The organism is Streptomyces sp. NPDC048018, from assembly GCF_043202995.1.
Taxonomy (GTDB): Bacteria; Actinomycetota; Actinomycetes; order Streptomycetales; family Streptomycetaceae; genus Streptomyces.
In genome coordinates, this window is sequence record NZ_JBIDBK010000003.1 from 722,151 (window position 1) to 735,736 (window position 13,586).

Here is a 13,586-nt window from a genome sequence, read left to right on the forward strand (position 1 = left end):
CAGAATGGTGGTGACGGCTCGGCACGCGGGAGGGCGTCCTGGCCCTGCCTACGGGGGCGGGCGGTCAGCGTGCGGGGGCCCGGTCAGCGTGCCCGGGTGGCGGTTCGGCACGCGGGGGCAGTCGGGCTGCCGTGGGCTGCGCCGCGTCGGCGACGCACGGGCGGCGGATCAGCGTACGTGCGCGGCGATGACGCGGGCGCAGTCCAGGGACTCCGTACGGGAGGTGTCGACCTCCAGGTCGTAGACCACGCCTTCGTGGACGAGCTCCGCCTGCCGCGCGGCCATGCCCGGCGTGCGGTCGCCGTGGGCGATCTCGCGACCGGCGGCGACCGTGCTGTCGCAGCGCACCCCGACCCACAGCACGTCGATGCCGTCGAGCACCCTGCGCCAGCGCTCCTGAGAGGCGGCTCCGCCCAGGAACACCTCGTCGACGACGATCCGGGCACCGGCCCGGGCCATCGCCGCGACGCCCTCCAGCCAGGCCGCCTCCAGGGCGCGGAACTCCGCCCCGACGGTCACGGCGCCGTCCTCCCCGAAGGCGATGCCGCCATCGCCTTCGCGCAGCCTCGCGGGCAGCGCGTCGACGAAGTCGTCGACGCCGAAGGCCAGCCACGGGTCGGGGAGCACGGCCTGCAGACAGCGCACGATGCCGGACTTGCCGGAGCTGGAACCGCCGTTGAGGATGATCATTCGGGTCGTCACCGCGCCAGACTAGGCGGCGCGGTGACGACCCGCACCGGCATTTCAGCCCACCGGCACCAGGGTCAGGTACGCGATGCCGAGCACCGAGCGGTAGCCCAGCCACTGGGAACGCTGGCGGTCGACGCGGGCACGGGTCTCGGCGGCCAGCGGGTGGTCCGGGTGGGCGGCGAGCCAGAGTTCGACGTCGTGGCGGTAGCCCGACTCGAACTCCTCCCACTCCTCCACGCTCGCCGTCTCGATCCACGCAGGCCGGAATCCCGCCTCGATGGCGAGGTCCACGAGGGCGTCGAGCGTGAGGTGGTCGTCGACACGGGCGCCGGGCCACATCCGGGCGAGCTCGGCATCGTCCGGCGTGTGCTGCCAGAAGCCCTCGCCCAGCAGGACCCGGCCCCCGGGCCGCACCAGGCGGCGCAGTTCGCTCAGGACCACGGCCGGGTCGTACGGGAGGTCGGGATCGCACAGCGCCTGACCGGAGCCGAGACACAGGACGGTGTCGGCGGGGCCGCGGTTCGTGTCCCGCCCGGACTCCTCGACGTACTCGACCCGTTCGGCGAGCCCGCGTTCGGCGGCGAGGCGGCGGCCGAGGGCGAGGTCGTCGGCATTGATGTCGATACCGAGACCGCGCGCGCCGGGCGCGGCGTCGAGCACCCGCAGCAGCAACTCGCCCCAGCCGCATCCGATGTCCAGTACGGTGCCCGGCGAAGCGGCGGCGAGCCGCGCGACGACACGGGCGGCGCGGGCCTCGGAGAGCGGACCGTGGAAGGTCAGCCCGGAGCCGAGGCGCGGCGGGAGATCCGTGGTACCGGATGAACCGGTCGTGGCGGACGAACCGGTGGTGGGGGCGGTGGCGGATGCCGGCGGTGCGGAGCTGGTCTCGGTCATATGGCCGGACCCTAGTCGGCGGCCGGCACCCGGCCCAACGCATTTAGCGGATCGTCGAGGACCGGCTGCCAGGCCAGTTCGGCGGCGCCCACCAGGCTGTTGTGGTCGAGGGTGCACGGAAGGATCGGCACGCCGCCGCTGCGGCCCCACAGACTGCGGTCGGCGACGACGGCGCGCAGACGGCCCGGATCGGCGTCCAGTAGCTCCCGGTGGAGGCCGCCGAGGATGATCCGGTCGGGGTTGAGGATGTTGACGAGCCCGGCCAGGCCGAGACCGAGCCGGTCGATCAACTCCTCCGTGGCGACCCGCACTCCGGGATCCTGCGGATGGTCGCGGAGCAGGTCGCGGGCCTGCTGGAGCAACGAGACCTCGGGGCCGGGCGCGCGACCGGCGACGGTGAGGAAGGCGAGCGGGTCGGTCTCGACGTCGAGGCAGCCGCGGGAGCCGCAGTGGCACGGGCGCCCCTCGGGGTTGACGGTGAGGTGGCCGACCTCGAGCGCGAGCCCCGAACTCCCGGTGTGCAGGCGCCCGTCGAGCACGAGCGCGCCGCCGACGCCGCGGTGGCCGGTGGCCACGCACAACAGGTCCTTGGCGCCGCGCCCGGCGCCGTGGCGGTGCTCGGCGAGGGCGGCGAGGTTGACGTCGTTGCCGGTGAAGGCGGGTCCCTCGATGCCGGCGGCACGGACCTGCTCGGCGAAGATCTCCCGGACGGGCGCGCCGGCGGGCCAGGCGAGGTGCAGCGGGTTGAGGGCGGTGCCCTCGGGCTCGGCCACGGCGGACGGCGCGGCGAGCCCGGCGCCCACGCACCGGCGCCCGCTGGCGCGCAGCAGCGCGGCCCCGGCCGCGACGACCTCCCCGAGGACCTGTGCGGGGTCCGCCGAGACGGTGACGCAGCCGGGCGCGGTCGCCTCGATGGTGCCGCCGAGGCCGACGAGCGCGGCACGGAAGCCGTCGGCGTGGACCTGGGCGGCGAGGGCGACGGGCCCCTTCTCGTGCACGGCGAGCCGGTGCGAGGGGCGGCCCTGCGAGCCGGCGGCCGCGCCGGGGTTGGAGTCGACCCGGATCAGCCCGAGCGCCTCCAGCTCGGCGGCGACGGCTCCGGCGGTGGCCCGCGTGACCCCGAGCTCGGCGGTCAGTACGGCCCGCGTGGGCGCCCTCCCGGTGTGCACCAGCTCCAACGCGGGTCCGAGCGCGCTGCGCCCCCTGTCCAGCCGTGTGCGGGTCGTCGTCGCCTTGCCGTTCATGTGGGCGAGTCTCCCATGATCGGCCCACCCCCAGCTCCGGGCACCCGGCTTCGGCCGGGTCGGGTCGCGGCAGTGGCCGAATGCGGTCAGGGAGGGCGGGCGGTCGGCCACGGGGGCGGGTGGCCGGTCGCCGTACGGGCCGACGGGCCGCCCGGGGGCGCGTCCACCCCGCCGCGCGTCCGCCGTCCCGCCGCGCGTCCGACGGCCCCGCCGCGCATCCGCCGCCCCGGCCGCGGGCCCGTCCGGACCGCGAGGGCCGGGCACTGGCGGGACGAGGGGCGGCCGCGCACTCACGAGGCACAGACCGGGCCCGCCCGTCACCAGGCCCTCCCGGGACGAGGGGCGGCCGAGCACTCACGGGGCGCGGGGCCAGATCCCGGCCGTGGCGCCAGGTCCCGGCCGTGGCGCCGCGTACGACGCAGTGTTCCGTACGGGCTCACGGGGCGCCCGGAATCCCGCCCCCGGACGCCACGCGCCCGGCCGCCGCCCGGGCCACCGCGCCCCGGGCCGTCCCCGGCCCTCCGGCGTCCCGCCTTGAATCCGACGCCCCCGCACCCCTATCCTGAGTTTGTGCCGCTACTAAACAAAGTACGGACGGCCGCCGTATCAGGGGGATCCCGCGGAGACACCGCCTCCCTCCCCCTGGCCCGCCTCCGCCTCGCCCTGACCCTCTTCTTCGCTCTCGACGGCTTCCTGTTCGCCGGCTGGGTGGTCCGCATCCCGGCCATCAAGGAGCAGACCGGGGCCTCCGCCGGAGACCTCGGGCTCGCGCTGCTCGGGGTGTCCGCCGGTGCCGTGGTCACCATGACGCTGACCGGGCGCCTCTGCCGGCGCCACGGCAGCCATCCCGTCACCGTCGCCACCGCCGTCCTGCTCTCCCTGTCCCTCGCCCTGCCGGCGCTGACCCGCTCCCCGCTCGCCCTCGGACTGGTCCTGCTGCTCTTCGGCGCCGCGTACGGCGGGATCAACGTCGCCATGAACAGCGCCGCCGTCGACCTCGTCGCCGCGCTCCGCAGGCCCGTCATGCCGAGCTTCCACGCCGCCTTCAGCCTCGGCGGCATGCTCGGCGCCGGTCTCGGCGGGCTCGTGGCCGGGAGCCTCTCGCCGACCGCGCACCTGCTCGCCCTCACGGGCGTCGGGCTGCTCCTGACGGCCGCCGCCGGTCCCGTACTCCTCCGGCACCCCTCCCCCGCTCCGCCCGAGTCGCTCCGCGCCGACCCCTCGGGCGCCCGGCCCGCCGGGTCGCGCCGGGCCGTTCTCGTCTTCGGTGTGATCGCGCTCTGCACGGCGTACGGGGAGGGCGCGCTGGCCGACTGGGGCGCGCTGCACCTCGCACAGGACCTGCACGCCCACCCCGGCGTCGCCGCGGCCGGGTACGCCCTGTTCGCCCTCACCATGACCGCCGGCCGGCTCTCCGGCACCGCCCTGCTGGAACGGCTCGGCCAGACCCGCACCCTCGTCGCGGGCGGCCTCACCGCCGGCGCGGGCATGCTGCTCGGGGCACTCGCGCCCACCGTGTGGGCCGCGCTCCTCGGCTTCGCCGTGACCGGCCTCGGGCTCGCCAACATCTTCCCCGTCGCCGTCGCCCGCGCGGGCGCCCTCGCCGGGCCTGGCGGCGTCGCGACCGCCTCGACCCTCGGCTACGGCGGCATGCTGCTCGGCCCTCCGGCCAACGGCTTCCTCGCCGACTGGTTCTCGCTGCCGGTGGCCCTCACCACGGTCGCCGCCCTCGCCGCCGGCGCCGCCGTGATGGGCTACGCCTCCCGCAACACCGGCACCCAAAAGAGGAGTTGAGAGGTTCCACGGGCAGGTGGGGGGCCGCCGCAGCCCGGGCGGCGCGCGATAATCCGACACCATGGACACCTTGAGCATCGACACCCACATCGACGCGCTCGACACGGCGGGCAAGGCCCTCGCCGACGCCGCCGCCGCGGCCGGGCCCGACGCGACGGTCGCGACCTGCCCCGGCTGGCAGGTCCGCGACCTGCTGCGGCACACCACGATGGTGCACCGCTGGGCCGCCGCCCACATCGCCGAGGGCCACACCTCCCCTCGGCCCGCCGGCGGCGAGCCCGACCTGGACGGCGCCGAACTCCTCACGCACTTCCGCGAGGGCCACACCCTGCTCGTCGACGCCCTGCGCGCCGCTCCGGCGGACCTGGACTGCTGGAGCTTCCTGCCCGCGCCCTCACCGCTGGCGTTCTGGGCCAGGCGCCAGGCGCACGAGACGACGGTGCACCGGGCCGATGCCGAGTCCGCGCTCGCAGCGGTTCCCGGCCCCGTGGATCCGGCGATCGCCGCCGACGGCGTCGACGAGCTCCTCAGCGGCTTCCACGCCCGTGACCGCAGCCGCGTGCGCTCCGACGTGCCCCGCACCCTCCGCGTCCACGCCACCGACACCGGCGACGTGTGGACCGTCCGGCTCTCTCCGGACGCGCCGCGGACGGACCGGAACGGCGACGGGCCGGCCGACTGCGAGATCGGCGGGCCGGCCGACCGGCTCTACCTGACGCTGTGGAACCGCCTGCCCCAGGAGGCCGTGACGGTCACCGGTGACGCGTCCCTGGCCCGGCTGTGGCGGGAGAACTCCGGCATCGTCTGGTCGTAGACGTCGCGGGCATCCTGATCCGCCCTCCGCACGGCCGGGCTCAGCCCAGCCAGCCCGGCCGCACCAGGCCCGACTCGTAGGCGAGGACCACGAGTTGGGCCCGGTCCCGGGCGCCGAGCTTGACCATGGTGCGGCTCACGTGGGTCTTGGCGGTGAGCGGGCTGACGACCAGGCGGCGGGCGATCTCCTCGTTGGACAGGCCGATGCCGACCAGGGCCATCACCTCCCTTTCCCGCTCGGTGAGTTCGTCGAGACCGCCGGACCGCGCGGGCGGCTTCGAGCGGGCCGCGAACTCCTCGATGAGCCGCCGGGTCACTCCGGGCGAGAGCAGTGCGTCGCCCGCCACGACGGCGCGCACGGCGCGCAGCAGCTCCTCGGGTTCCGTGTCCTTGACGAGAAAGCCGGAGGCGCCGGAACGGATCGCCTCGAAGACGTACTCGTCGAGTTCGAAGGTCGTCAGCATGACCACCCTGACCGCGCCGAGTCCGGGATCGGCGGTGATCAGGCGGGTGGCGGCGAGACCGTCGAGGTGCGGCATCCGGATGTCCATCAGGACGACGTCGGGGCGCAGTTCGCGGACCTTCGCCGCGGCCTCCTCGCCGTCCGCCGCCTCGCCCGCCACCTCGATGTCCGCCTGCGCGTCCAGGAGGGCGCGGAAACCCGCCCGGACGAGCGACTGGTCGTCGGCGAGCAGGACCCTGATCAGGGGGCCCGCCGGGTTCGCGGGCCGCTCGTGCCTCTCGGGGATCACAGGGCGCTCGGGGCTCACGAGGACTCCTCGGGTCGTGCGGCGGGTGGTTCGTCGTTCCGTGTGCCGGGCCCGTCGCGCCGTACGGGCGTCTCCGCCGGGCTCGTGGGCGTCTCCCCGGGCCGTGCGGAGGAGCCGTCCGGCCGTACGGACGGTTCCTCCGGCCGTACGGGGAGCACCGCGTGCACGCGGAAGCCTCCGTCCGGCCGGGTGCCCGCGTCGATCGTGCCACCGAGGGCGGCGGCTCGCTCCCGCATTCCGGCCAGGCCGTTGCCGCTGCCGCCCGCGTCGTCGCCGGTCGCCGGCCCCTCGTCGTCGATCCGGAGATCGAGCGCGGCGGAGCCGTAGCCGAGGACGACCAGGGCCGTCCGCGAACCGGAGTGGCGCACCACGTTGGTCAGTGCCTCCTGGACGATCCGGAAGGCGGCGAGCTCCGTGCCCGGCGGGAGACGTCGGCGCCGCCCCGCGGTCTCCGTCCGCACGGTGAGCCCCGCCGAGGCGGCCTGCTCGACCAGTTCGGGGAGCCGGTCGAGGCCGGGCGCGGGCGCGCGGGGCGCATCGCCGGGGGCGCGCAGCGTGTCGAGCACCTGCCGCACCTCTCCCAGGGCCTCCTTGCTGGCCGCCTTGATGGTGGTGAGGGCGGTACGGGCCTGGCCGGGGTCGGAGTCGAGCAGGGCGAGGCCGACGCCGGCCTGGACGTTGATCACGGAGAGGGAATGCGCCAGGACGTCGTGGAGCTCGCGGGCCATCCGCAGCCGCTCCTCGTCGGCCCTGCGGCGCTCGGCGGCGGCCCGCTCGGCACGCTCCCCGGCCCACTGCTCGCGGCGGACCCGGACCAGTTCGGAGGCGGCGAGGATGGCGACGACGAAGCCGGCGACCGGGATCTCCTGTCCCCAGGGCGCGGCGGCGTCGCCGTCCGGCGGCAGGTACCGGTAGAGCCAGTGGGCCAGCACGAGGTGCCCCGCCCACAGCAGCCCGAGCGCCCACCAGGCGGCCCGCCGGTGCCCCTGCACCACGGCGGCGAAGCACGCGACGGCGACGAGGACGAAGACCGGTCCGTACGGGTAGCCCGCCGCGAGGAAGGCCCACGTCACCGCCGTCACCGCGAACACCACCGGCACCGGGTGGCGGTGGCGCAGGAGCAGCGGCGCGGCACCGAGCAGCAGCAGGACCCGGCCGAGCGCGTCGAGCGCGAGCCGATCGGGCTGGTTGCGGGCGGCGAAACCGCTCCCGACGAGCACGAACGCGGTGATCAGGGCCGTGGACCGCCAGGGCAGCCCACGACCGGGCTCCCGCTCGGCCCACCTCCAGGGGCCACCACGCCACGGCCCCCCGTTCCCGGACCGGCCGGACAGCGCCCGGCCGTGCGAGGCCGGGGAACGCCCCGACCGCCCCCACCCGGAGATGCCCGGCCCGTCCTCACCGCGCCGGTCGTCACGGTGCACGGCATCCCCGCTTACGGCGGCATCGCGTACAGCCTCAATGCGCCCGGCGTCACCGCGTACGGCGGCATCGCGCCCGGCATCACCGCGCACACCATCAATGCGCCCGGTGTCACCGCGCCCGGCCTCATCGCGCCCGGTGTCACCGCGCCCGGCCTCATCGCGCCCGGCGTCACCGCGTACCACCTCATCGGCGCGGGCGCCTCGGCGCCACCGCCCCCGGCGGCCCGGGGTCCCGTCCTGCCCGGGGCCCGGAGTCGTGGTCGCCTCTTCGTCCATGCGGCCACGCTAGACGGGGCCGGGTCCCGGGGGCGTCAGCCGGGCGGGGTGGTCACCCGTACTCCCCGGGGAGTACGGGTGACCAGGCAGGCCGAGCGGTCGGTGCGCCGCCCAACGAGGCCCGCGGCCGGGGCGGCGCACACGGGGGCGGACGGGCGGACCCCGGCGGACGGGGCGCGGCCGGAGGGGCTGCAGGCGGCCGCTCTCCGGCCCGCCCCGCAGCCGAACCTCCACTCGTGGAGCCCGCCCGGCGGCCGGGCCGGTTCACCTCCGGCAGCGGAGTCGAACACAGCCGCCGGCGGACCACTCCTCGGAACGCCTCCCGGGACCCCTCCCCACCGCCCGGGCTCACGGCTTCGGGAGCAGGCCCACCTCCCGGCCCAGCCGCTCCGCCGCCGAGTCGAAGAACGCGTCGCGGTCCTCGACGACCCGGTTGAACTGGCCGAACACCTCGAAGGAGATCAGGCCGAAGAGCTGGGCCCAGGCGGAGACCAGGGCGATGGAGAGGGCCGGCGGGAGGTCGGGGCCCAGTGCGGCGGCCAGGCGGGCCGCTTCCCCGGTGAGCGGGGCCGGGAGCGGTGGCGGGGCGACGCCCTTGTCCCGGTAGGCGGCGCGGGCGATGGAGACCAGGAGCAGGCCGGTGCGGGAGGCGGGGCCGACGGTGTCCTGCGGTGCGGTGTAGCCGGGGACCGGCGAGCCGTAGATGAGGGCGTACTCGTGCGGATGGGCGAGGGCCCAGGCGCGGACGGCGCGGCAGACCGCGGTCCAGCGGGTGAGGTGGGCGCGGGGGGCGTCGGTCTCGGCGGTGGCGTGGGCCTTTTCGGCGGCGGCCCCGACGGCGTCGTACGCGTCGATGATGAGGGCGGTCAGCAGGTCGTCGCGGCTGGGGAAGTAACGGTAGAGCGCGGAGGAGACCATGCCGAGCTCCCGGGCGACGGCGCGCAGCGAGAGCTTCGCGGCGCCGTCGGCGGCGAGCTGCCGGCGGGCCTCGTCCTTGATGGCGGCGGTGATCTCGATGCGGGCGCGGGCGCGGGCTCCTTGGACGGCGGTCATGGAGAGCAGTCTGCCATGTTTCGGAGCACAGCACTAAAACGAGAGCGGTGCTCTTGTGCGGCAACGCCGATCCGTGCACACTGATCTCAAGCGAGAGCACCGCTCACAGTTCGGAGCAACGCTCACCCGATCTCCCCGCTCCCGGAGGCTCCGATGTCCGCTCAGCCGTCCGACCGCCCCGCCACCCCCGCTCACGTCATGAAGCCCGGCTGGTTCACGGTCAACGTCCTCAACCGCGCGGTCGCCTGGATGACCCGCCGCGGCATCAGCGTCTGGGGCTCCCGCGTCCTCGCCGTCCGCGGCCGCAAGAGCGGCGAATGGCGCCGCACCCCCGTCAACCTGCTGACGGTGGACGGCGCCCAGTACCTGGTGGCCCCCCGCGGCCACGTCCAGTGGACCCACAACATGCGCGCCGCGGGCGGCGGCGAACTGCACCTCGGCAGGCACGTCGAGCCCTTCACGGCCATCGAGATCGCGGACGACGACAAGCCCGCCCTGCTGCGCGCCTACCTCAAGCGCTGGAAGGCCGAGGTCGGCGTCTTCTTCCAGGGCGTCGGCCCGGACTCCACGGACGAGCAGCTGCGGGCCATCGCGCCCAAGCACCCCGTCTTCCGGGTCGTCCCCACCCCCACCGACGCGTGAGGGCGGTACGGATGCACTCCGTACCGCCCTTCAGGACGCCGTCAGGACCGGCCGCGCGACCGGCTCAGGAGGCTTCCGGCACCTGCCGGTCGGTGCCTTCCCCGGCATCGGCGCCCGCCTCGGGCCCGGGCCCGGCCACGTTGCCCTCCGCCTCCAAGGCGTCGGCGTCGGCCTCCGCCGCGGCTCCCTCCTGGCGCGGCGCCACGCCGCGTCCCGCCGGCCCCACTCCCGCGGAGGTGTCGATCCGGCGGTCGAGGAGGTCGAGGGCACGGTGCGCGAGGCCGTTGCCGCGGACCAGCCCGGCCAGCGTCGTCGACCCCCGGGTGATGTCCGTGAACGCCTTCCAGGCGGGCCGCACGCCCGTGATCGTCGCGTGCAGCAGCCCAGGGCGCCGCTCGAACACGGCGAGCATCCGGCGGCCCACGGCCATCTCGACGCCGAGGCCGGCCTTGATGGCGAAGGCGTAGTTGAGCGCCTGCCGGCGCGCGTCCACCGCGTCGCCCGCCTCGGCGATCCGGACCGCCCACTCGCCCGCGAGGCGGCCCGAGCGCAGCGCGAAGGAGATGCCCTCGCGCGTCCACGGCTCCAGGAGACCGGCAGCGTCGCCGCAGACCAGGACCCGGCCACGGGAGAGCGGCGAGTCGTCGGTGCGGCAGCGGGTCAGATGCCCGGAGGACACGGACGGTTCGAAGCCGGCGAGCCCGAGCCGCGCGACGAAGTCCTCCAGATAGCGCTTGGTGGCGGCGCCCTCGCCGCGCGCGGAGATGACGCCCACGGTCAGCGTGTCGCCCTTGGGGAACACCCAGCCGTAACTGCCCGGCAGCGGCCCCCAGTCGATGAGGACGCGGCCCTTCCAGTCCTCCGCCACCGACGGCGGGACGGGGATCTCCGACTCCAGCCCCAGGTCGACCTGGCCCAGCTTGACCCCGACGTGGGCCCCTATGCGGCTCGCGCTGCCGTCCGCGCCGACGACGGCGCGCGCCAGGACCGTCTCGCCGTCGGCGAGGACCACGGCGACCGTGCGGCGGTCCGGCACCGCGGCACCGTGCTGCTCGACGCGGCTGACGGTGGCTCCGGTGCGCAGCTCGGCGCCCGCCTTCTGGGCGTGCTCGACGAGCTGGGCGTCGAACTCGGGCCGGTTGATGAGCCCGAACAGCATGCGGCGGGAGCGCCGCGTGCGGGCGAAGCGCCCGTTGTTCTGGAAGGTGACCGCGTGGACGCGGTCCTGAAGGGGCAGTTCGAAGCCGGGCGGCAGCGCGTCGCGCGAGGGGCCGATGATGCCGCCGCCACATGTCTTGTAGCGGGGCAGTTCGGCCTTCTCCAGGAGCAGCACGCGGCGTCCGGCCACGGCCGCCGCGTAGGCCGCCGAGGCCCCCGCGGGGCCGGCGCCCACGACGACCACGTCCCACACCGGCTGCCCCCCGTCCGGGCCCGCCGCCCCCGCTCCAGCCTCTGCCGCTCCGGCGTCTGCGTTCTCGCTGCTCACGATGTGCTTCTGCTCCTGATCCGACCGGTGGTTCCTGCTCTGCACGCATCCTACGGCTCGGTAGCAGGGCCCGGCCGTGTCGCCCCGCGCCGTAGGATCGGCCATGCGTTCGCCGTACAACCGATACACGGCGTCGTCCTGACAACGTCGCACCCACCAGGAGCGTGCCCATGACCGCGAATCCGATCGCCGAGACCGTCGCATCGCTGATGCCCCGCGCCAAGGCGGAGCTGACGGAGCTGGTGGCCTTCCAGTCGGTCGCGGACGAGGCGGTGGCGCCCCGCAGCGAGTGCGAGGCCGCCGCGAACTGGGTGGCCGACGCGCTGCGCGCCGAGGACTTCCAGGACGTGGCACTGCTCGACACCCCCGACGGTTCGCAGTCGGTGTACGGCGTGCTGCCCGGCCCGGCCGGTGCCCCGACGGTGCTGCTGTACGCGCACTACGACGTGCAGCCGATGCTGGTCGAGTCGGCGTGGGTGACCCCGCCGTTCCAGCTGACCGAGCGGGAGGACGGGCGCTGGTACGGGCGCGGGGCCGCCGACTGCAAGGGCGGCTTCGTCATGCACCTGCTCGCGCTGCGCGCCCTGAAGGCGAACGGCGGCGTACCGGTCACGGTCAAGGTGATCGTGGAGGGCTCGGAGGAGCAGGGCACGGGGGGTCTCGAGCGGTACGCGGAGGCCCACCCCGAGCTGCTCACGGCCGACGCGATCGTCATCGGTGACGCGGGCAACTTCCGGGTCGGCCTGCCGACCGTGACGGCGACGCTGCGCGGCATGACCATGATCCGGGTCACCGTCGACACGCTGCAGGGCAATCTGCACTCGGGGCAGTTCGGCGGTGCCGCGCCGGACGCGCTGGCGGCGCTGATCCGCGTCCTGGACTCGATGCGCGCCGAGGACGGGTCGACGGTCATCGACGGGCTGCCGGCGGACGCGGAGTGGGAGGGCCTGCAGTACCCGGAGGCCGACTTCCGCAAGGACGCGAAGGTTCTCGACGGAGTGTCCCTCACGGGCAACGGCACGGTCGCCGACCGGATCTGGGCGCGGCCGGCCGTGACCGTCATCGGCATCGACTGCCACCCGGTGGCGGGTGCCACGCCGTCGATCCCGGCGACCGCGCGTGCGCAGATCAGCCTGCGGGTGCCGCCCGGCCAGGACGCGGCGAAGGCCACCGAGCTGCTGTTCGCGCACATCGAGAAGCACACGCCGTGGAACGCCCGGGTGACCCTGGAGCAGGTCGGGCAGGGCCAGGCCTTCCAGGCGGACACGTCGAGCCCGGCGTACGTCTCGATGGCCGAGGCGATGAAGGTCGCGTACCCGGGCGAGGAGATGCAGACGGCCGGCATGGGCGGCTCGATCCCGCTGTGCAACACGCTGGCCACGCTGTACCCGGAGTCGGAGATCCTGCTGATCGGCCTGAGCGAGCCGGACGCGCAGATCCACGCGGTGAACGAGTCGGTGTCGCCGGAGGAGCTGGAGCGCCTGTCGGTGGCCGAGGCGCACTTCCTGCTCAACTACGCGCGCTCGAAGGCGTAGTTCCCCCGCGGTCACGCTCTGGGCGGATCTCGCCCAGAGCGTAGACCGGCCCCGGGGGCGGTCCGCGGACGTACGTTCGCCGCATGGACCTCGTAGAGATCGCTCCCCGGCTCCACATGCTCCGCTTCTCCGTCGGCCAGGCCTACGTGTGGCGCGACGACGCGGAGCTGACCCTGGTCGACGCGGGCTGGCCGGGCGCCGCCGACGAGATCGCGACGGCGCTGCGGGGCGCGGGCCTCGACCCGTCCCGCCTGCGCCGGATCGTGCTCACCCACTGCCACCGCGACCACGTCGGCTCGGCCGGGGCACTGGCCGACCGCTTCGGTGCGGAGATCCTGGCGCACACCGTGGACGCCCCCGTCGTCCGGGGTGAACTCCCTGTCCCCGAACCGGATCTGCTGGACTGGGAGAAGCCGCTGTACGCGCACGGGCTCACCGCCCCCGAGGCGCCGCCGACCCGGGTGGACCGCGAGCTCGCGGACGGCGACGAGCTCGGCTTCGGCGACGGCGCGGTGGCGCTGCACACCCCCGGTCACACGCCCGGTTCGCTCGCGGTCCATCTCCCGCGCCACGGCGTCCTGTTCACGGGCGACACGGTGGCCTCCGTGCCGGACGTCATGTTCGGCGTCTTCCACGTCGACCGCGCCGAGGCCCTTGCCTCCATGCGCCGCCTCGCCGCACTGCGCCCGTCGGTGCTGTGCTGCGGGCACGGGGAGCCGGTGACGGAGGACGCGGCGGAGCGACTGGCCACGGCCGCCCGGCTCGGACCCGCCCCGGTATAGGCCCGGACGTCGCCGGCGGTCGGAGTGTCCGGCCCGGACCGAAGGCCACGACCTCGTCGACCGGCCGCTCCTCGCCGGCGACGGCGACGCGAACGGCGACGGCGTGGCGGATCTGTGCGCCACCACCGGCGAGGGCACCGGCACGCTCATGTTCTCCGCGGGCGGCACGAACTCCGACGGTGA

At 75.3% G+C, this 13,586-nt stretch carries 12 protein-coding genes; 5 read left to right on the forward strand and 7 right to left on the reverse strand.

Annotation, left to right across the window (positions count from 1 at the left end):
* Nucleotides 1-168: 168 nt before the first annotated feature.
* From cpt to ACGF1Z_RS14435, 3 genes are read right to left on the reverse strand one after another with little or no spacing between them, the layout of a single operon-like run.
* The gene (gene cpt, locus ACGF1Z_RS14425) at nucleotides 169-690 is read right to left on the reverse strand and encodes a chloramphenicol phosphotransferase CPT (protein WP_393004177.1); all 522 of its coding nucleotides are present in this window, start codon (nucleotides 688-690) and stop codon (nucleotides 169-171) included.
* A 54-nt stretch (nucleotides 691-744) separates the two neighbouring features.
* Complete coding sequence (locus ACGF1Z_RS14430; RefSeq protein WP_393003602.1) at nucleotides 745-1,584, reverse strand: SAM-dependent methyltransferase; 840 nt, start codon at nucleotides 1,582-1,584, stop codon at nucleotides 745-747.
* An 11-nt stretch (nucleotides 1,585-1,595) separates the two neighbouring features.
* Entirely contained in the window at nucleotides 1,596-2,828 is a 1,233-nt protein-coding gene (locus ACGF1Z_RS14435) for an ROK family protein (RefSeq protein WP_393003604.1), read from the reverse strand.
* A gap of 570 nt (nucleotides 2,829-3,398) precedes the next feature.
* Here ACGF1Z_RS14435 and ACGF1Z_RS14440 point away from each other — a divergent pair.
* Nucleotides 3,399-4,622 carry an MFS transporter gene (locus ACGF1Z_RS14440; protein ID WP_393003606.1) on the forward strand — a complete coding sequence of 408 codons (1,224 nt, stop codon included), beginning with the start codon at nucleotides 3,399-3,401 and terminating at the stop codon, nucleotides 4,620-4,622.
* Nucleotides 4,623-4,692: 70 nt separating this feature from the next.
* Nucleotides 4,693-5,436 carry a maleylpyruvate isomerase family mycothiol-dependent enzyme gene (locus ACGF1Z_RS14445; RefSeq protein ID WP_393004179.1) on the forward strand — a complete coding sequence of 248 codons (744 nt, stop codon included), beginning with the start codon at nucleotides 4,693-4,695 and terminating at the stop codon, nucleotides 5,434-5,436.
* 40 nt (nucleotides 5,437-5,476) lie between these two features.
* Here the strand turns inward: ACGF1Z_RS14445 and ACGF1Z_RS14450 are convergent, their stop codons facing one another.
* From ACGF1Z_RS14450 to ACGF1Z_RS14460, 3 genes are all read right to left on the reverse strand, one after another.
* Complete coding sequence (locus ACGF1Z_RS14450; protein WP_393004181.1) at nucleotides 5,477-6,142, reverse strand: response regulator; 666 nt, start codon at nucleotides 6,140-6,142, stop codon at nucleotides 5,477-5,479.
* A 59-nt stretch (nucleotides 6,143-6,201) separates the two neighbouring features.
* On the reverse strand, nucleotides 6,202-7,539 hold the full coding sequence (locus ACGF1Z_RS14455) for a sensor histidine kinase (RefSeq protein ID WP_393004183.1): 1,338 nt from the start codon (nucleotides 7,537-7,539) through the stop codon (nucleotides 6,202-6,204).
* A 714-nt stretch (nucleotides 7,540-8,253) separates the two neighbouring features.
* Nucleotides 8,254-8,958 (reverse strand): TetR/AcrR family transcriptional regulator, encoded by a 705-nt coding sequence (locus ACGF1Z_RS14460; RefSeq protein ID WP_393003608.1) that lies wholly within the window; start codon nucleotides 8,956-8,958, stop codon nucleotides 8,254-8,256.
* Between the two features lie 153 nt (nucleotides 8,959-9,111).
* On the opposite strand from ACGF1Z_RS14460, the gene ACGF1Z_RS14465 reads away from it, so the two are divergent.
* A complete protein-coding gene (locus ACGF1Z_RS14465; protein ID WP_393003611.1) occupies nucleotides 9,112-9,600 on the forward strand; it encodes a nitroreductase family deazaflavin-dependent oxidoreductase in 489 nt (162 codons plus the stop codon).
* Between the two features lie 64 nt (nucleotides 9,601-9,664).
* Here ACGF1Z_RS14465 and ACGF1Z_RS14470 read toward each other — a convergent pair whose 3' ends face one another.
* Entirely contained in the window at nucleotides 9,665-11,086 is a 1,422-nt protein-coding gene (locus tag ACGF1Z_RS14470; RefSeq protein WP_393003613.1) for a geranylgeranyl reductase family protein, read from the reverse strand.
* 170 nt (nucleotides 11,087-11,256) lie between these two features.
* Between ACGF1Z_RS14470 and ACGF1Z_RS14475 the strand changes: the two genes are divergently transcribed.
* Nucleotides 11,257-12,621: a dipeptidase gene (locus ACGF1Z_RS14475; protein WP_393003615.1), complete on the forward strand. Its 1,365-nt coding sequence runs from the start codon at nucleotides 11,257-11,259 to the stop codon at nucleotides 12,619-12,621.
* 83 nt (nucleotides 12,622-12,704) lie between these two features.
* Nucleotides 12,705-13,403 (forward strand): MBL fold metallo-hydrolase, encoded by a 699-nt coding sequence (locus ACGF1Z_RS14480; RefSeq protein ID WP_393003617.1) that lies wholly within the window; start codon nucleotides 12,705-12,707, stop codon nucleotides 13,401-13,403.
* The last annotated feature ends 183 nt before the right edge of the window (nucleotides 13,404-13,586 follow it).

Coding starts and splice junctions, on each gene's coding strand:
- ACGF1Z_RS14430 (WP_393003602.1), bottom strand. CDS start 1,584: ATGACCGAGACCAGCTCCGCACCGCCGGCATCCGCCACCGCCCCCACC.
- ACGF1Z_RS14460 (WP_393003608.1), bottom strand. CDS start 8,958: ATGACCGCCGTCCAAGGAGCCCGCGCCCGCGCCCGCATCGAGATCACC.
- ACGF1Z_RS14435 (WP_393003604.1), bottom strand. CDS start 2,828: ATGAACGGCAAGGCGACGACGACCCGCACACGGCTGGACAGGGGGCGC.
- ACGF1Z_RS14475 (WP_393003615.1), top strand. CDS start 11,257: ATGACCGCGAATCCGATCGCCGAGACCGTCGCATCGCTGATGCCCCGC.
- ACGF1Z_RS14465 (WP_393003611.1), top strand. CDS start 9,112: ATGTCCGCTCAGCCGTCCGACCGCCCCGCCACCCCCGCTCACGTCATG.
- cpt (WP_393004177.1), bottom strand. CDS start 690: ATGATCATCCTCAACGGCGGTTCCAGCTCCGGCAAGTCCGGCATCGTG.
- ACGF1Z_RS14480 (WP_393003617.1), top strand. CDS start 12,705: ATGGACCTCGTAGAGATCGCTCCCCGGCTCCACATGCTCCGCTTCTCC.